Raw genomic sequence first — 18,192 nt, 5'->3', positions numbered from 1 at the left:
GCCTTCATTTACAGGACTATTCGCTCAGCAAAACACTTTATGGCTTCGCAAATGCTTTAAGGGTCGTTTTTGTAGATTCTTTTCATGTTGGTTCGTTGGTTATGGTCAGTTGATTTGTTATTTTTTATTCTTTAAATGGCATGACGATCACTTTCCTGCCCTCAATCCTGAACTGCACGGCTTTGGTAGCGCTCAACATCTCCAATACTTCAGATACATTCTTAAATCTGGAAACTGAGCCACCCAGAGCCTTACCCTTCACATCACCCTCATATATGATCTGTACATCATACCACCGTGCGATTTTATTCATGATACTCCGTACATTTTCTCTTACGAATACAAACTTGCCGTTCTTCCATGCTACAACATCGTTCACATCTACACTATTCACATCTATCCGATTAAACTTCGTTACAACCGCTTGCTGATTAGGCCCTAACACCACCTCATCTGTACGTTTGTCATTGCGAGGTATCGAAGCAATCTCATTACTGGTGTGAGGTTGCCGCGTCGTTCCTCCTTGCAATGACGAGACTTTAACAGAGCCCTCCAACAATGTAGTCTTCACATTTCCTTCATCTGCATAACTATTAATGTTGAAATGCGTACCAAGTACTTCTACTTTTTGTTTATCCGTCGCTACTATAAATGGATGCGTCTTATCCTTTACTACCTCAAAATACCCCTCACCGTACAGCTTTACATTTCTTTCTTTAATCCCATTAAAGTTTGATGGAAACTCCAATTTTGAATCCGCATTCAGCCAGACTTTCGTTCCGTCGGGAAGCGTAAACTGGTACGTTTGCCCCTTTGCGGTACTCGCCGTTAAAATCTGCGCTTCCCCATTTGCACCCTGCAACTCGGTGGGAGTAAGTGAGCGTACTCCGACGGGGCCTGTGCTACTCTGTGAGCCCTTCAGCGAACCTGAGGAGCGAGACCCGGAGGAGTACCGAACGTCACTCCCGTCCGAGTAACTAACCTCACTTCCTATTACTACTCCATTCTTCGCATCGCTCAATTGTATCACCTTACCGTTAGCCAGTGTTATTGTTGCACCGTTCTTTCCGGGAGCGATGTCATTCATAGCGAGTGCAGGATTCCGGCCTGCGTCAGAATGACGGCCGTCTATAGATGACGTATAATATAACCACACGCCTAAAGTAATGGCAGCCAGCGCAGCTGCAGCAACCACTACACGCGGCCACAATCTGATCCATTTTCTTTCCGGAAATGCCTGTTCATTTATTACCGGCCACATCTCCTCTTCCAGCCTGGCATAATCCGGCTCGGGCAGTAGATCCTTAATATTCTCAGCATGTGTCAGGTACCAGCTTTCCAGCGTCGCTTTCTCTTCAATCGTCGCCTTACCCGAAAGGTATTTATCTATAAGCTCCTGTGGTGTCTGTTTTTCCATTGTATAATCGCCTGATTGGTGCGTATATGGTTAAGACACCCTGTTCAGATCAATGTTGTATAAGAAAATATAAAAAGAATCAGAAGAGCAGGAAAAACAGGTTGACACTATTCCCCAGCTTTCCCCTGAGCGTACCAATGGCCTTATTCATCTGTGTTTTTACCGTCAGCTCCGATATATTCATCATTGTGGCGATTTCCTTGTAAGAAAGGTTGTGCTTCCGCTTCAGTTCAAATACTTCACGCATTCTTGCAGGCAAGTTCGCTATCTCATCTTCAATCTGTTTGGCCAGCATGTGTTCCCGCACCAGGTGGTCCGTTACATTGGTTCCCTGGTCCATAAACTTTCCCAGACTTTCCAAATGTGCCGCGGCCACCTTGTTTCGTCTGAACATATTCAGAATCTTATTGCGTGTACTGGCATATAAGTAAGCTGACAGTGCGGTATCTTCGTTAAACCCAAACACAGCGGCCCATAGGGAAATAAACACATCCTGCACTACATCCTTAGCGCCTTCATCTTCCTGCAATAACTTCCGCGCATGCCTGAACAGCAAAGGCCAGTACCGTTGGTACACTTCAGAAAACGCAGCCCTATCTCCACTTTTCAGTAAAGCAATCAGTTCCGCATCGGTGTATGAACTATAAGCAGCCATGATATTAAGTTCTCCCAAAATTAAAGTTAACAATAAGTTGATAAGTTTCTACAATATTGTTAAGACAGACCCTGGTCCCGGGCTGGCTATGCCCCGACGCTGCTAAAGAGAAAATATGTCTTTCCCTTAGTGAATTAAGCTAAAACTTATATATTTATGAATGGTTAGTAAGGAAAAAACGGACTTTTGTCCTGATTGGTTCAACCGATAATGAAAAAATATGCTGATAATCAATAGTTTCGAAGAATATGCCGCGCTTTTAGGCAAAGAAATAGGTGTTTCTAACTGGCATAAAATAGATCAGGAACAGATTAATAAATTTGCTGACGCGACACTGGATCACCAATGGATACATGTAGACAAGGAAAAAGCTGAAACTGAGGGACCTTTCAAAGCTACCATTGCGCATGGCTATTTAACTTTATCATTAATTCCATATCTATGGAAACAGATTGCAGATGTCCGCAACATTAAGATGGAAATAAACTACGGTATCGAAAGTTTCAAATTTGGCCAGGCGGTCCTGGTAGATAGTGAAATTCAGCTAAAGGCTAAATTGAATTCGATAGCAAATCTAAGAGGGGTTACCAAAGTTATTATCGAAGCCACACTGATCATTAAGGATCAGCCAAAACCAGCTTACACAGGTAGTGTTGTATTCCTGTACCATTTTATTTGATTCAACCGGCAGCAAGCTTTACCTTTATCAATCTTACAGGTAACCAAAAATCGGTCTCTATTTACCCTATTCTACGATTTAAAAATAGCCAAAAATAAGAAAAGCCCTTTAAGGTATCTTAAAGGGCTTTGGGGTGGCTGATGGGGCTCGAACCCACGACCCTCGGCACCACAAACCAATACTCTAACCAACTGAGCTACAGCCACCGTGTTTTTTCAACGCTACAAAAGTACGATTTAAAACATTTTATTCAAATATTTTTAAATTTTGCTTAACAATTTCTTTTAACCAGTTAAATCTCAGTTGATTTAATTTTTACTATCAGGCGAATTCAATTGAAAAAATTGCATTTAACGCCTAAAAAGCTAGATTTGCGTTCATATGATCGAAATTTATACTGATGGAGCAGCTAGTGGAAATCCCGGTCCGGGAGGATACGGGGTTATTTTAAGGTCCGGTCAGCATTATAAAGAGATCAGTGGTGGCTTCAGGCTCACCACCAATAACCGGATGGAACTCCTTGCAGTGATTGTAGGACTGAAGGCCTTAAAAGCGCATGGACAGGAAGTAACGATTTTCTCTGATTCCAAATATGTGATCGATTCCGTAGAAAAAAAATGGGTATTTGGATGGGTAAAGACTGGCTTCAAAGGCAAGAAAAACAAAGACCTCTGGATACAGTTTCTAAACATTTACAAATTGCATCATGTAAAATTCGTTTGGGTTAAAGGCCACAATAACCATCCGGAAAACGAACGCTGTGATGTACTTGCGGTTGCTGCCTCAAAAAATAGAGCGGAACTCGCAATTGACGTCGAATTTGAGGCCGCTAAAGACGCTATTTAGAAATCTTTACCACATAATTTAAAAAAAATAAGCATATTTAACCATTACTTATTCCCAGAACATTTACCGGTAGTTGCAACATCATTGTTAAGCTAAATTGAACTCTACATGACGAATAAAAAGATATTAATAACCGGAGCTAGCAGGGGTCTTGGTTTAGCAATATCTAAGAAACTTTCTTCGCAATACGAACTGATCCTGCATGCATCAAGCAAAGAAAGTTTTACCACAACACTTCCAAACAGTCACATCTTGTGTGCCGATCTTTCGAATCCTGAACAGGTATCTGATTTTTGCAAGCAATTAAAAAAAGAACATGGTGGCGAGCTTTATGGTGTCATCAACAATGCAGGCGTCACCTTCGACAACTCGTTGATATTTCAGCCGGAAAAGGCAATAGATACCATGCTTAATGTCAACCTGAGGGCTCCGATCATGATCTGCAAAACCGCGATGAAGATTTTTAGCCTTAGTAAAAAGGGCGTGATCATCAACATCAGTTCGGTAGTTGGAGAAACAGGCAATGCATTTCAGGCGGTATATGCTTCGACAAAAGCAGGCTTAGTTGCACTCTCCAGATCACTGGCACAAGAAGTGGCTGCCTTGAATGAAGAACACAGCATCAGGGTACTCAGCATATCCCCCGGCTTCATAGAAACCGACATGACAGATAAGCTCCCGGAAAAAGAAAAGGAAAAGTATTTAAAAATGATCCCGTCAAAAAGATTTGGTAAAGCTGAAGACGTTGCAGAATTGATTTCTTTTTTGCTATCCGAGCAGTCCGCTTATGTCAATGGGACAAATATTCACATTAACGGAGGCCTGGCCTGATCAAGATACATTTATTATGAATAACCTTTTAGGAATATCCCCGGCAGGCTTATTAATCCACGGACCAAAAAAAACGCTTTTAAATGCTTACCACTGGCATTTACCTGATACCGGGATTGTAGCCAGCTATTCTCCTACCGCCAGAGATGTAGAAGATCACTTCGGAGTTTTCAGGGGTGTAGATCAGATCGAGGCATTTGCCCAGGCAACCATTGTATCCTGCAGTGGATTTTTGGAATGCATTAAGCAAAAATGTGACCCTGAATACCTCAAGGCCAATTTTATTCCGCTGTTCATCAGTATCGGACAGGTAAATTTCAGAAGCTACCTCGAAGAAGGCGATGTTTTCATCAGCATGGGAAAGATCACTTTCTACAAGTTCAGGCAAATGACCTGTGACGGCAGAATTTACAAAGTACCTAAAGGTTTGGACCTTGATTCGTATTTTCGCAATTATACTAAAGAACAGTTTCTCAATTATGAACTGGGTGATGACTTTACCCTGATCACAGAGCTGTTTGACGTGACCGGAAAAGGAATGAAAAGAGATAAAATAACTAGATAACCCATATGGAAAGACAAGAAATTATTGACGGATTAGTAGAAATCTTAAAGACTGTAAGAACAATAGATCAGGAAAAACTGCAAAACCTAACCGAAGAAACGGATTTCATAGCGGACCTCAAGACCCCATCTACGGAAATGATCAATATTGCCGCAAAAGCAGAGCAGAAGTTTGATGTCGAGTTTGAAGACGACGACATCGACGACCTCGGATCGACGGTTAAAGATATTGTTGACCTCATCATCAGAACTAAAGAAAGGGCATAGCCATGGCTGCAGAAGGAAGAAGAGTGGCAATAGTAGGTATGGGCGGGGCCTTCCCCAACTGTAAGGACCTGAATGAATTCAAACAAAAGCTATTTGCCGGCGAAAGCCTGATCAGAGACTGGGATGAGGCCAGGGCACATGGAAAAAATATCCGTTCCACAGTTTCCGGTTACATTACAGAAGCTGAAATGGGCCTTGAAGCCATCTATTCTACCCTTGCAGCAGGATATCCGGAAACCTATATTGATCATCTCGGCAGAATTCCTGACGGCAATTTATCTACCGCTGATGTGGGCAGTATCTGGTCTATGATCGGCTCACAGGAAGCCATAAAAATGGCTGGGTGGTCGGATGCCGAAACTGAATCCGAACAGACAGGTGTCGTCATCGGTTCAGGTGGCGCAGGCCATGTCATCTTAAGAACAGCGTGGCACAACTTTTTTGAACTGAAACGTAAAACCAGGATCGCCGGTTCGCATACCGTAGACAGGGCAATGGTCTACAGGGACGCAGCCAATGTTTCCTGTCTGATCAAAAATAAAGGCGTTTGTGAGGCCATCGGTTCTGCCTGCGCTACTGGACTGGGCAATATTGGTTATGCCTACCGGCTGATCAAATTCGGCATCCAGGACCGTGTAGTGGCAGGCGGAGTAGAAGGAACCTCGTTGGAAACATTCATCGGCTTTGATGCCATGCAGGTCCTGAGCAAAGGTTTTGCCGCCGGTGAAAGCTCCCGTCCTTTTGACACCAGCAGAAATGGTTTTGTATGCTCATTTGGATGTGGCATCGTGGCATTGGAAGAATACGAAATGGCCAAGGCCAGAGGTGCGAAGATCCTGGCTGTGATCGACAATTACCACAACAATTCCGATGGTGCGGGTAACATGTTCTTCCCCTCGTTCTCCGGTCAGAAGAGATTATGGAAAGGGCTCATCGGCGACCTGCAGATTAAACCTGAGGTAGTAAAGGTCCATGGCACATCAACCCCTGTCGGGGACGCCATTGAGCTGCTGAGTGTCGTCGACATTATGGGTGATGAAGGCTATCATATCTCAGCTCCGAAATCGCAATTTGGCCATATGCTGGGTGCAGCCGGGGCTGTAGAACTCATTACCTCCATATTAATGCTTGAAAAACAACAGGTGCTGCCATGCCTGAACTCAGACGTATTGAATCCGGAGCTGGAGAGCTTTCAAAAATCACCTGAATGGGAAGGACCTGAAAAACCTCTTGAAGGATACAGGCACCTGATCTCAAAGGAAATAGTACGCAAGGAGATCAACCAGATCGTTTGTTTAAACTATGGTTTTGGCGGCACCAACAGTGCAATGTCCATCTCAAAACATCTGTAGAAATGATTGACAATAAAAATAAAGTCGCCGTTATCTTCGGGGTCAGAAATGACAGTTCCATCGCTTATGATGTTGCAGTCAAACTCCACCAGTCCGGATGCAGGGTTGCGTTAAGCTATGTAGAGGATACCAAATTAAACGTCTTGCACCTGCTGGACGAGCTGGGTATCCCTCAAAAATTCGCTATGCATGTTGATGTCAGAGACGAGGGGCAGATCACCGCATTTATGCAGCATATTTACGCAGAACTTGGCCCGATCGATTATGTCCTGCATGGGGTAGCATTTGGCAGCCAGCAGGTCATGTGTTACAGTCTTCCTGGCAGTGACATCCCCGCTCCGAGCTACCTGAACATTCCCTTCGAAGATTTCATGGATTCCTTCAACATTAGCGCCTATTCATTGCTTAGGATCGCGAGAGTTGCTGAACCTTTCCTTGCAGCTAATGCTTCCATATTGACACTGACCTATAATGCTTCCCAGCGGGTATTCCCTGGATATGCAGGCATGTCAATCAATAAGGCGGCGCTGGAAAACATGGTATTATACCTGGCCAGTCATTTCCGGGATAAGAAAATAAGAGTAAACGCGCTATCGGCAGGCCTGGTGATGACGACCTCGGCAGGCGGGATTAATGGTGTACGCAAACTTCGGAAGCTGGGAAAAGTAACCGCACCCCTCGGCAATATTGATGCCGGGGATGTGGGTAACGCTGCCCTGTATTACTTTTCAGACCTTTCTAAAAAGATAACCGGCAACATCCATTTCGTCGACGGGGGTTTTAACATCATGGGGGTGGCAATCGATGAATAGCAAACTGTTGAAATCAGTTGAAGGATTGACCGCAGATCAGAATTTTGCCGTAGGCAATGACCTGGTGTTTGTCCCTGATTTTAAACATTCGCTGACTCCGCTGTTCAAGAGCAAAGTCTATACCGCAGCAGAAATCACTTACTGTGACCGGTTTGATGATTCATTGCTCCGGTATGCCTCTACCTGGGCCGCAAAAGAAGCAGTATATAAAGCCATCAAACAGATCGATCCCTCGGCCTTGTCCTGGTTAAAAATCGAGATCATCAGGGAAAAGACCGGCGGCCGTCCCCGCGTCGTGTTTCACCATAGTCCCGCAAATCCTTTCCGGGTCAGTTTAACGCTGTCACACGATGGTGATTATGCCTGGGCGATAGCTATTGCTGAACTGAAATGACAGAACACTACTTTGAAGACCAGTTTGTAAAGCTCCATTACTATAAATTTGGCAGCGGACCGAGACACATGTTGTGCTTTCACGGATTTGGAATGCATGGAAAACAGTTTAAGCTGCTGGAAGCCAGCCTGGGACATCAATACACTTTCTGGGGATTTGACCTTTTTTTTCATAAAGAAACCCGGTTAAAAGATCAGACTCTCGCGACCGTAAAAAAGGGGGTGCAAAAAGCTGAACTTGCAGCAATGATCCTCGCTTTTTGCAAACATGAACAGATCAGCGCTTTTTCAGTGATAGGATATTCTATGGGTTCCCACTATGCAACAGCTGTTGTCGAAGAGCTGCCTGCCATGGTGAGAGAATATATTATTGCTGCACCATCCTCCATTAATCCCGGTATGCTGACGCGATTCTTTGGCAAAAACAAAGCCGGCAACAAGATTCTTGAAAAGCTGATGCTCAGCGAAAAAGCAATGAGCAGGATCATCAATTTCTTTAAATGGTCCAGATTCATAGACGCTACCGGCCGGGATATTTTACAAAAAGAAGTAGGAACCTCTGAACTAAGGTTTGCCTTATATGCGTCTTTTACCTATCTGCGCCTGCTGGAAACAAATGAAGACAAACTCATCAGGCTGCTCAATTTATATAAGATCAAAAGTATATTTATATTTGGGCGATACGACAAAATGTATCTGCCTCGAATCGGAAAGAAATTCTTTTCCAAATTCAAACCGGATGAAGTGATCATACTCGACGAAAACCACGAAATGATCAACCTTAATTTTGTAAACAGACTAGCCCAATCTCTCCTATGATGATCAAAGCAAGACCACTCAGCCCCTTCTTTTTCTGGTGCGGTGCCATTCTGATCGGCTGGCTGCTCAAAAGACGTTTCAACAAAATTGTCATTAAGGGCATCGCCATTAAACCTGATCACTCCTACCTGCTGATGTGCAACCATTTCAGCTTTCTCGACGGGTTCCTTGCCTATTACCTTTGCAACAAAGCCCTGAAAAAGAAAGACGCGATGAAGAGTTTGTACATCATGGTATTGAAAAAACAGATGCAAAAAAATAAATGGCTCAAGTACTGCGGTTGTTTCTCTGTTGAGCCCCGGAAACGCTCCATTAAACAAAGCTTTGAGTATGCAGCCGAAGTATTGTCCACTCCCGGAAATGTCCTGCTTTTTTATCCGCAGGGAAACCTGGAAAGCATCCATATCAGACATATCCAGTTCGAGGACGGCCTCAGGCAGATCGTCCCGCAAATCCAGGGCAAATGTCAGCTCATCTGGAGCAGTAACCTGATCGAATACTTTGAAAGTACAAAGCCGTCTATCCATTTCAATATGCTGGACTGTGGTAGCAACAGTGAATTTGATTTTGAAGCATTGCAAAAAAAAGTAAACCTGCATCACTACAATGCCATGAAAAAAAATATCCGGTTCACAGAAGAAACTGCTTCACAACAACCTATTGCTTAATTCTGCTCAGCCCTTCCTTTGCCTGAGTATCAATACTATTTTGATACTCATGACCTTTCATCTTCAGGGTCATGTTGTAGTAGGCTGCGGCTTTTGCATGGTCTTTTTTGTGCTCGTACAACATTCCTGAAAATAGTGCCGAATTGGCAGCATAATAAAAGGCTTCATTTCTGCCCAGATTTATGGCCTTCTGATAATTGGTTATGGCCTCGTTAAAAGAATTCATGCGGTCATAGATCCTTCCCAGCCTGTAATAGAGCTCTATCTGATCACGCAGCAGCTTTAGCTCATTCTGACGCTTGTTTTGGAGCTGCGCGAGCGCCTTAGGATAATAGCCTCCGTCAAAATAAAACCTTGCTCTTAAAAGATCCGTGTCAGGCTTTGCATCATTGGCTTCCTTCAGCGCCTGCTTATCTTTTTCGTCAATAGCATAACCTTTAGAGCGCACCAGCTTTAAATAATTTGAATATCCCAGCATATCACCTTTTAACAGATAATGATAAGCCAGTTTCAGATAAGTATCCTTGATGTAATTTGTCCCCCGGTAGCTTTTCAGGTAATTTGTCAGATAAACATGTGCATCACTATCCATACGGCACAACTTGGCATTGCCCAGCAAATACTGGACAGTGGGCATAGGTGTATACTGGTTTGACTCAGAAATATTTTCAAAATAAGTGATCGCAGTATCATTATGCCCGGTCTTAAAGGCCACATAGCCCTGCAGATAAGTTTTGAGCATACTCTTGTCGCTCATCTCACTCAGATAAGAATTTAGTTTGGTGTAATTGCCCCGGTTATGCAGGAGGTCAATATCCATAAAACACAACAAAAAGATCGCTTCGTCATCATAGAAGTTATACTTTGTTCCGGCGATATTTGATTTAAATGCTTCCAGCTGCCGCACACCCTTTGAAATGTTGCCCCGGACACCTATAAAGTCTGCTATTCCTTTCAGATTTGAGGGAATTGCGCCAAAAACTACTTCTATCAATGCCAGGCTTTTTTGGTTCGGAAGAAAATCCCTGAATTTCTCATTGTTCTTTTTCAGCAGGCCCTGAGCTTTCCTCAGATCCAGGGTTGAAGAAGTATAGTCTCCGAATTTTGCTTTGATCAGGCCCCATTGCAGGTATACTTCTGCCTGGGCAAACAAATAATAAGGCGAATTCTCGTCATTTTCTTCCAGGGCATCTATCCTTTCTGATCTGCGCGTCTTAAACTTATCATAATCTGCTTTACTGTCTGAAGTCAGCAGCTGAAAATAATCCACGTAGTTCTCCAGCAGAATCGCAATCCCATTTTGCGGATATTTACTCTTTTCTTCTGCAATGTACCTTCTGGCATCATTCAGCCGCAGGTCAAATATTGCTTTGTATGCCGCCGCCGAGTTGGGATCGAACACAAAATTAGCTTTCACTGAATGATGAAAAAATACAAGTAATACAGCAGGTAAAAGATATTTAAAAGGCATGCGGATTTTCGTAAAGGTGATTTTTAACGCATTCAAAGTAAGTAAAAATTAATTGTATAATTTCTGTACAGGTTCGATAAAGTAGCTGTTGCGCTTCAATTTTCCGGTCGCTTTACGATGCACCTCCTTACCCGAACCCTTATTTTTCTTTTGCTCATAAACTTCAAAATGTCTGGCCAGCTCATTGTTCCTTTTCCATTTGAGGAAATCAAAACTATAGTTCCTGCATTCCTTTACAATGGCTTTAAGCTTTGCTTTGGGTATTTTACCGACCAGGCTCTCCGGATGTACTTTACACCTGTATAACACTTCGTTTTTGATAATATTGCCTACCCCGCTAAAAATATTCTGATCCAGCAGGACATCAGCTATTTGCCTGTCTCCGCGTGAACCCAGTTTTTCTAAGGCCTTAGCCGGTTTCCAGTGATCTCCCATCACATCTGCTTCCCAATCGTAAATTTCGTCAAGCGGCTGCTCCAGCCGTTTCACCGAGCACACATAAAAATACAGGTCATCATCATTAAAATGCAATGCTATTTTAGGGTTTACTTTTTTGGGCTCATGTAACTGGTAACTGCCAAAAAGACCAAAATGTATCTTGACCGTAAAGTCAGAAAAGCAAATTAAAAAATGCTTGCCCCAGGATTTAAAATCGGTGATTTTCCTGTGCGCGATCGCTCCCATATCAAGATCTGCATATCCGGAAGCCCCGGCTACAATCTTATGCTTAAGGTAACTGACCTTTTCTTTCAGAATAACGATTGATGGTCCTTCAGGCATTTTGAATTTATTAGGAAACAGCTGTAAGGATTAAAAGTTTTTCATAAATTAAGGAATAATATTAATATGTTTGTACATACAATCTATAAAAACACAACTAACAATGTACACACATTCATTGCGGTATTTACTCCTGGCGCTGATCATGATCTGCATTTCCTGCGGCGTACCCCGGGAGAATGTTTTGAAATATGTTGATCCGAACATTGGCGCAGCCCACAGTCGCTGGTTCTTCTATACCCCTGCCGCATTGCCACATGGCATGGCCAAACTTGCGCCGTCTACTAACGGACATTATGGCAATCCTTCAGGCTGGGAGGCCGTGGGTTACGATACGAGGCATACCTCTATAGAAGGCTTCGTTCATTTCCATGAATGGCAGATCGGAGGCGTGTCCGTAATGCCTGCCACAGGGAAGCTTAAAGTTAAACCGGGCAAACTCGACGGCCCCGGAGAAGGTTATCGATCTGCATTTAACCGTAAAAATGAACTGGCACAGCCGGGTTACTACAAAGTACTGCTGGACGACTATCAAATCACCGCCGAACTTACCGCTACTGAGCGGACAGGTTTCCACAGATACACTTTCCCGAAAAATGAGCAGTCCAGAATCATCCTGGACATCGGGAACAAACAAGGAGAAAGTGATGTTGTTTGCGACGCTTCCGTAAAAATGCTTGACGATATACATTTCGAAGGCTGGGTAACCACTTATCCGAAATACATCAAAAAATACGATCCTGAAGGTAAGATCTCCATGTACTTCTTTGGGGAGCTTAGTAAAAAGCCCAATAGTACGGGTTCATTTAACCACAAGGGCATTCAGCAAAACAGCAGTAGTGCTAACGGAGTAGGTGCAGGGCTATTCCTCGAATATAAAACCGAAGACAAAGAGGCCATAGAGCTTAAGATCGGTTTGTCGTATACATCAGCAGAAAATGCGAAGGCAAACTTGGTTACTGAAGCCGGTAAACTTACATTCGATAAAGCAAAAGAAAGAGCACAGCAGATCTGGCGGAAGGAACTGGGCAAATTAGAGGTGACCGGAACCAATCAAAACGACAAAGTTAAGTTTTATACAGGTCTGTATCATGCATTGCTTGGCAGAGGTATAGCGAATGATGTCAACGGCGATTTCCCAAAATTCGGAACTGATTCCATAGGTCATCTGCCGCTCAATAAGCAAAGAAAACTCAGTTATAACTATTACAATACAGATGCCATTTGGGGTGCATTCTGGAACCTTACACAGCTCTGGGCCCTGTCCTATCCGGAACGCTACAGAGACTATGTGCAGACCCAGCTGGAAGTCTACAAAAACAGGGGCTGGTTTGCCGACGGTGTCTCCAATGGCCAGTTTACCTCTGGTGTGGGAACAAACTTCGTTGGGCTTGCGATTGCAGGCGCCTTCAATTCCGGCATCCGTGATTATGATATAGATCTCGCCTACAAAGCCATTAAGGAAAATGAAGAAAGCTGGCAGAACAGGCCTGAAGGATCTGGCAAAATGGATGTTAAGTCTTTTATACAACACGGCTACGTTCCATTTCTTGAAGCTGATAAAACCGACTCTGCCGGCTCCCGGTTCTCAGCGTCACACACTATGGAGTACAGCTACAGCGCCTTCGCACTGGCCCAAATGGCAAAATCACTTGGAAAAACCGCCGACTACAACACCTTTATTCGAAGGTCAAATGGATGGAGATTGTTGCTGAACCCGCAGAGCAAGCTCATCCAGCCAAAAAAAGCAGACGGTTCTTTTATAGATAAATTTGATCCTTTCCAGCCATGGAGAGGATTCCAGGAGGGCAATGCAGTGCAGTACAGTTTTTATGTCCCTCAAAATCCGCACGGACTGATCGAAGCTATCGGTCCGGACAAATTCAACACTGTCTTAAACAGTGTTTTCCAAACAGCGCAAAAAAACGGCTTTGGCGGTGGAAAAACCATTGATGCCTTTTCTGGGATCAAATCCAATTACAACCATGGCAACCAGCCAAACCTTCATGTGAGCTGGCTGTTCAATTTCTCGGGCAAGCCCTGGCTCACGCAAAAATGGACACGTGCAATTTGTAAAGAATTCTACGGTACAGACAATATCCACGGGTATGGCTACGGACAAGATGAAGACCAGGGCCAGCTGGGTTCCTGGTACGTCATGGCCGCATTAGGACTGTTTGACGTAAAAGGTTTAACGGACCTGAGACCCATCATCCAGTTCGGCAGCCCGTTGTTTCCTGTTGCCAGGATAAGGCTTGGAGACGGAAAACAATTGCTGATTACGACACGGAACAATTCCGCAGAGCATGTTTATGTCCAGTCAGCAACTTTTAATGGAAAAAATCTGGACAACTGCTGGATGTACCGGGATGAACTGATGAAAGGCGGGCACCTGGAATTTATAATGGGCAAGCAGCCAAATACAAAATGGGGAGTAGCGAACCCTCCCTCTTCTGTTCAATAATTATTTCTTTTCTTCCCAGAATGATTCAATCTCTTCGAGAGATTTGCCTTTGGTCTCGGGTAAAAGTTTGTAAACCGTAAGAAACGCAACGAAACAGAAAAAGGCAAACACCCAAAAGGTAGCCGCCGTACCCACTTCACGCAATAATACCGGGGTGATCTGCCCCATGATCGTATCGGCTACCCACATGACCATGATGCTGATCCCCATTGCCTTACCGCGGATCTTTGTAGGAAAAATCTCTGAAGCCACTACAAATTTCAGCGGACCAATAGAAAAAGCAAAACAGGCCAGGAATAGGGTTACACTCACAATCAGCAAAATACTGCTGGTCAGTCCCAGGTAGAATAAGATGCCAGTAACCACCAGGCTAATGGTCGCGCCAATTGTACCAGTGATGTAAAGCGGTCTTCTGCCCCACTGGTCGACCTTCCATATCGCAATAAATGTAAAAATAAGATTGGCTGCGCCAAATATAATCTGTCCTAAAAAGGAATTGCTCAGTGCAATGCCTGAATCATTCAGAATAGAAGGACCATAATAAATAATCGCATTGATCCCGCTCAGCTGCGAGAACAAAGGCAACAATATACCCAGCAGCAAAGCTTTACGAAGTCGCGGTGTAAACAATTCTCTGTAAGAACCCATGTCATTGCTATCTTCCTGTTCAGTATCCACCCCTTCCACATTTCCATTGTTAATCTTTCTAAGAATGTCCAGTCCCTTTGTCGTGAAACCTTTCCTGATCAGCCACCTTGGACTTTCCGGAACAAAAAACAAACCGGTCAGGAACAACAGCGCCAGTATCGTACCGATGCTGAACATTCCCCGCCACACTTCACTTACATAGATCAGGTCAAATAATTGCGGTGCCGCAGAAGCAACATGATGTTCAGAATAATTCAACAGTAACGAATTGCTCACATACGCCAATAATATGCCGACCGTAATAGCCAGCTGATAACAAGTCACAAGCCTGCCCCTGATATTTGCAGGGGAGATCTCTGAAAGATACAAGGGCACCACGATGGATGCAATACCCACACCTATACCACCGGTCAGGCGCGCAATGATGAGCAGGTTGAGCGAATGTACCAATGCACAGCCCACTGCAGAGATCAGAAACAGTGCAGCAGAAAGAAACAATAGTTTTCTGCGGCCCAGCCTGTCGCTCAGGTCACCGGAAAAAGCCACCCCCCCGATACAACCTACCAAAGCTGAAGAAACGAACCAGCCTTCCTGTACAGGTGTCAGGCTGAATTGCTTTTCTACAAAGGGCAGCACACCGGATATCACAGCCATATCAAAACCGAACAGCAGCCCTCCGAGAGATGCGACCACGGTAATTAAACCCAGATAAAATTTATAAGAATTGTTCATTATATAGTGGTTTATAAATTGGTTCGATTGTTATAAATTGATTTGATCCTTAAGGAAAGACTTGATTGCTTTGGCCCTATAGGGACCTTTATTGATCAGTTTATACCTTTTTGCAGCAGCAGGAACAATAAAAGTTTCTGCATATGCAAAATGACCGGCCAGCTGCCCGTCAATCTCAATAGCAACCGACGTCCCCTCCACCAGCATCAAAACATGACAAGATTCATTGGTGTCTACCAGCACTTCCGAATCAAATTCTATCCTATGGATATCATAAAAATGGTCCTTATGGGTTGGCAGGTGGACCAGCTCCCAGTCTGTCCCCCTATCCATGCTCACCGGACGGGAAATGTGTTCACGTGTCACCACATCCCCTTTACGTTCAAACCGAAGGTTGTTAAAGGCATGATCAATATTGATCGGCCTCGGGTTTCCATTGAGGTCCAATGAAAGCCAGTCATACATTTTAAACGTAAAAATATACGGGGTAGCACTGATTTCAAGCACCATGTTGTTGATCCCCGAACTGTGGACCGTACCATTCGGGATCAAAAAAAGATCGTGCTTATGTGAAGGGAAACTCTGCACATATTTCTCCACTTCCAGCTTCTCTTTCTTATCCTGGCTGTGTTCAAGCGCAGCCCTGAAGGCTGCAGGATCAATGTCTTCCTGGAAACCAAGATAAACCCTTGCACCCGGTGCGCAATCTAAAATGTAATAAGTTTCATCCTGGGTAATGGTTTCTCCAAAATTGTCCGAGATGTATTTTTTAGAAGGATGACACTGTATAGAAAGGTTCCCGCCATCAAAGGTGTCCAGAAAATCAAAGCGGATCGGGAAATACTTACCAAACAATTCCGCATGTTTGCCAAGCACATCTTTATAGGCATACAACATCAGGAAATCAAAAGATACTTCCAGCAGCAGGCAATTGCTTTCAAACAACAATCCATTTTCAGGAGTAATCAACTCAAAAGACCAGGCATAATTTACCTCGTTATTGTTCAGCCCACCAATGTGTTCCTTCATCCACTGTCCGCCCCAGGAGCCTTTTTCAAACCACGGCCGCGCACGAAATACCGTACGCCCCATTTGTTTCAGGCCATCGACAAGATCCTTTTTAAACATCCAGTTGAGGTCGTCAAACTGTTGTCCGTCTCCTAAAATGGCGATCCTGTCCAGCAACTGGTTACGATGATTGTCCAGCACTACCCAATCCACAAAATAAAAGCGTTTGTACATCAAAAAGGTACTTTCGCTGCTCATTTTACCGATATTTGTAATCGATTCAGCCCGCATCCGGTACTGGATCTCATTTTTAGGAATGTCCAGGTACACTACAGGCGCATCCCATTGCAGGAGCCCTGCACCAATACCGATGATAATATTAATCTCGTATGATGGATCTGCTGCTATTGTAAAAAAATCTTCATTAAAAAAATCCCTAAGCGCCAAACTGGTCTTAGTTCCCCATACATCCGTTTCCTCGCCCGTAAACGGCCCAACCATGGCGTCGATCTCCTCTTCCGGGTTAAAGTGGTCAGCTGTAGCCTGCCAGTTTGCCGAATAACCTTTTTTTGTCAGCTCCTGCTGAATAAATTGTTGAACCTCTTCATAAAATACCCCACCATACCCATCAATTAAAACTGTTTTCTGCTCAATGATCCAATCGGCGAGACTTCCATAACCGTTAAAGATCTTGTCATTTCCCAAAGCATGAAAAGGTGTGTGGTTATAAAAAGCTCCACTCGTAGTCAGAGTTGAAACCTGTTTATTTAATAGGGGCTGCGTACTTTCTCTCCATTTCCCGGCACTAATAGTATTGTTGGTTTTGCTCATTTGATACTGTTATTTTTAGATGTATGTAACTACAATTCATACATATGTACAAACATAATGTTTTAATCACCTTTTGCAAAGATATTTTCATAATATTGCAAGTATTAAGTGTATTTTTATCACCGTGAAACCCTCATGATCTTCAAAACAACACCATAAGAAATGATTTGAGATCATGATAACTTCATCACAAATAAAAACAATCATAAACAGATGAAAATCGCGCTTAATCATAAAAGTCCCATACCGCTTCACATTCAGGCTGAGGAGCTACTTCGTAAAATGATTAAAGACCCGCAGTTTCAGAACGGAAAACTGCTGCCCAATGAAGTTGATCTGGCCAATCAGCTGGCCATATCCCGTACCACATTGCGTCAGGCCTTAAACAAACTCGTTTACGAGGGACTGCTGATCAGGAAAAAAGGGGTAGGTACTAAGGTAGCTGATGCAATGATCAGTTCTAAATCTGTCAACTGGCTGAGTTTCTCCCAGGAGATGAAAGCAAGAGGTATTCCCATCAGGAACTTTGAGCTCCATGTGAGCTGGATCTATCCCGAAGAGGTCATTGCCAATTTCTTTAATATCAAAACCGATCAGAAGATTTTAAAACTGGAACGTCTCAGGGGCAGGCCTGAAGGTCCTTTTGTATACTTCGTCTCCTATTTTCACCCGCGAACAGGCCTAACCGGCGAAGAAGATTTCAAGAGACCGCTTTACGATATCCTGGAAAAGGACCACAACATCATTACAGAACTTTCCAAAGAAGAGATCAGTGCTAAAGGTGCGGATAAATTCATAGCCGCGAAACTGGAGACCGAACCAGGAAGCCCCATCTTGTTCCGCAAACGCTTTGTATACGATCAGGCCGAACGGCCTGTCGAATATAACTTGGGCTATTACAAAGCCGACAGTTTTGTCTATAGTGTAGAAAGCAGGCGCAGTTAGGTGCAAACTT

Annotated in this window: 18 protein-coding genes and 1 tRNA gene; 12 read left to right on the top strand and 7 right to left on the bottom strand. The window is 43.8% G+C overall.

Going from position 1 to position 18,192, the window contains the following annotated elements; translation table 11 throughout:
* Positions 1-124: 124 nt before the first annotated feature.
* Both QEP08_RS09455 and QEP08_RS09450 read right to left on the bottom strand, forming a co-directional pair.
* Entirely contained in the window at positions 125-1,417 is a 1,293-nt protein-coding gene (locus tag QEP08_RS09455; protein WP_285057476.1) for a FecR family protein, read from the bottom strand.
* 79 nt (positions 1,418-1,496) lie between these two features.
* The gene (locus tag QEP08_RS09450; RefSeq protein ID WP_285057475.1) at positions 1,497-2,090 is read right to left on the bottom strand and encodes an RNA polymerase sigma factor; all 594 of its coding nucleotides are present in this window, start codon (positions 2,088-2,090) and stop codon (positions 1,497-1,499) included.
* 202 nt (positions 2,091-2,292) lie between these two features.
* On the opposite strand from QEP08_RS09450, the gene QEP08_RS09445 reads away from it, so the two are divergent.
* Complete coding sequence (locus QEP08_RS09445) at positions 2,293-2,751, top strand: MaoC family dehydratase (protein WP_285057474.1); 459 nt, start codon at positions 2,293-2,295, stop codon at positions 2,749-2,751.
* Positions 2,752-2,880: 129 nt separating this feature from the next.
* Here QEP08_RS09445 and QEP08_RS09440 read toward each other — a convergent pair.
* A tRNA-His gene (locus QEP08_RS09440) sits at positions 2,881-2,957 on the bottom strand.
* 175 nt (positions 2,958-3,132) lie between these two features.
* Here QEP08_RS09440 and rnhA point away from each other — a divergent pair.
* The 9 genes from rnhA (at position 3,133) to QEP08_RS09395 (ending at position 9,303) form a co-directional block, all read left to right on the top strand.
* Complete coding sequence (gene rnhA / locus QEP08_RS09435; RefSeq protein WP_285057473.1) at positions 3,133-3,597, top strand: ribonuclease HI; 465 nt, start codon at positions 3,133-3,135, stop codon at positions 3,595-3,597.
* 108 nt (positions 3,598-3,705) lie between these two features.
* Positions 3,706-4,428 carry an SDR family oxidoreductase gene (locus tag QEP08_RS09430; protein ID WP_285057472.1) on the top strand — a complete coding sequence of 241 codons (723 nt, stop codon included), beginning with the start codon at positions 3,706-3,708 and terminating at the stop codon, positions 4,426-4,428.
* Positions 4,429-4,444: 16 nt separating this feature from the next.
* Entirely contained in the window at positions 4,445-4,993 is a 549-nt protein-coding gene (locus QEP08_RS09425) for a hypothetical protein (protein ID WP_285057471.1), read from the top strand.
* Positions 4,994-4,998: 5 nt separating this feature from the next.
* Positions 4,999-5,259, top strand: a complete 261-nt coding sequence (locus QEP08_RS09420) for a phosphopantetheine-binding protein (protein ID WP_285057470.1) — start codon at positions 4,999-5,001, stop codon at positions 5,257-5,259.
* A 2-nt stretch (positions 5,260-5,261) separates the two neighbouring features.
* Entirely contained in the window at positions 5,262-6,611 is a 1,350-nt protein-coding gene (locus QEP08_RS09415) for a beta-ketoacyl-[acyl-carrier-protein] synthase family protein (RefSeq protein WP_285057469.1), read from the top strand.
* Positions 6,612-6,613: 2 nt separating this feature from the next.
* Entirely contained in the window at positions 6,614-7,423 is an 810-nt protein-coding gene (locus QEP08_RS09410) for an enoyl-ACP reductase FabI (RefSeq protein WP_285057468.1), read from the top strand.
* Entirely contained in the window at positions 7,416-7,817 is a 402-nt protein-coding gene (locus QEP08_RS09405) for a holo-ACP synthase (protein ID WP_285057467.1), read from the top strand. Before QEP08_RS09410 ends, QEP08_RS09405 begins: the two co-directional genes overlap by 8 nt.
* Positions 7,814-8,635 (top strand): alpha/beta hydrolase, encoded by an 822-nt coding sequence (locus QEP08_RS09400; protein ID WP_285057466.1) that lies wholly within the window; start codon positions 7,814-7,816, stop codon positions 8,633-8,635. Before QEP08_RS09405 ends, QEP08_RS09400 begins: the two co-directional genes overlap by 4 nt.
* The gene (locus QEP08_RS09395; RefSeq protein ID WP_285057465.1) at positions 8,632-9,303 is read left to right on the top strand and encodes a lysophospholipid acyltransferase family protein; all 672 of its coding nucleotides are present in this window, start codon (positions 8,632-8,634) and stop codon (positions 9,301-9,303) included. The genes QEP08_RS09400 and QEP08_RS09395 overlap by 4 nt, the downstream gene beginning before the upstream one ends.
* Here the strand turns inward: QEP08_RS09395 and QEP08_RS09390 are convergent.
* Positions 9,293-10,720: a tetratricopeptide repeat protein gene (locus QEP08_RS09390; protein ID WP_285057464.1), complete on the bottom strand. Its 1,428-nt coding sequence runs from the start codon at positions 10,718-10,720 to the stop codon at positions 9,293-9,295. The genes QEP08_RS09395 and QEP08_RS09390 overlap by 11 nt on opposite strands.
* Positions 10,721-10,822: 102 nt before the next feature.
* Complete coding sequence (locus QEP08_RS09385; RefSeq protein WP_285057463.1) at positions 10,823-11,554, bottom strand: endonuclease; 732 nt, start codon at positions 11,552-11,554, stop codon at positions 10,823-10,825.
* A 103-nt stretch (positions 11,555-11,657) separates the two neighbouring features.
* On the opposite strand from QEP08_RS09385, the gene QEP08_RS09380 reads away from it, so the two are divergent.
* The gene (locus QEP08_RS09380) at positions 11,658-14,018 is read left to right on the top strand and encodes a GH92 family glycosyl hydrolase (protein ID WP_285057462.1); all 2,361 of its coding nucleotides are present in this window, start codon (positions 11,658-11,660) and stop codon (positions 14,016-14,018) included.
* Here the strand turns inward: QEP08_RS09380 and QEP08_RS09375 are convergent, their stop codons facing one another.
* Both QEP08_RS09375 and QEP08_RS09370 read right to left on the bottom strand, forming a co-directional pair.
* Entirely contained in the window at positions 14,019-15,398 is a 1,380-nt protein-coding gene (locus QEP08_RS09375; RefSeq protein ID WP_285057461.1) for a sugar porter family MFS transporter, read from the bottom strand. It abuts the gene before it with no gap.
* Between the two features lie 30 nt (positions 15,399-15,428).
* Positions 15,429-17,237 carry a class I mannose-6-phosphate isomerase gene (locus tag QEP08_RS09370; protein ID WP_285057460.1) on the bottom strand — a complete coding sequence of 603 codons (1,809 nt, stop codon included), beginning with the start codon at positions 17,235-17,237 and terminating at the stop codon, positions 15,429-15,431.
* A gap of 213 nt (positions 17,238-17,450) precedes the next feature.
* Between QEP08_RS09370 and QEP08_RS09365 the strand changes: the two genes are divergently transcribed.
* Positions 17,451-18,182: a GntR family transcriptional regulator gene (locus QEP08_RS09365; protein ID WP_285057459.1), complete on the top strand. Its 732-nt coding sequence runs from the start codon at positions 17,451-17,453 to the stop codon at positions 18,180-18,182.
* Positions 18,183-18,192 lie beyond the last annotated feature (10 nt).

This window comes from Pedobacter ginsengisoli (genome assembly GCF_030244015.1).
GTDB lineage: Bacteria > Bacteroidota > Bacteroidia > Sphingobacteriales > Sphingobacteriaceae > Pedobacter > Pedobacter ginsengisoli.
Note: the sequence above shows the minus strand (reverse complement) of the source record. Positions and strands in the feature narration are given on the sequence as shown.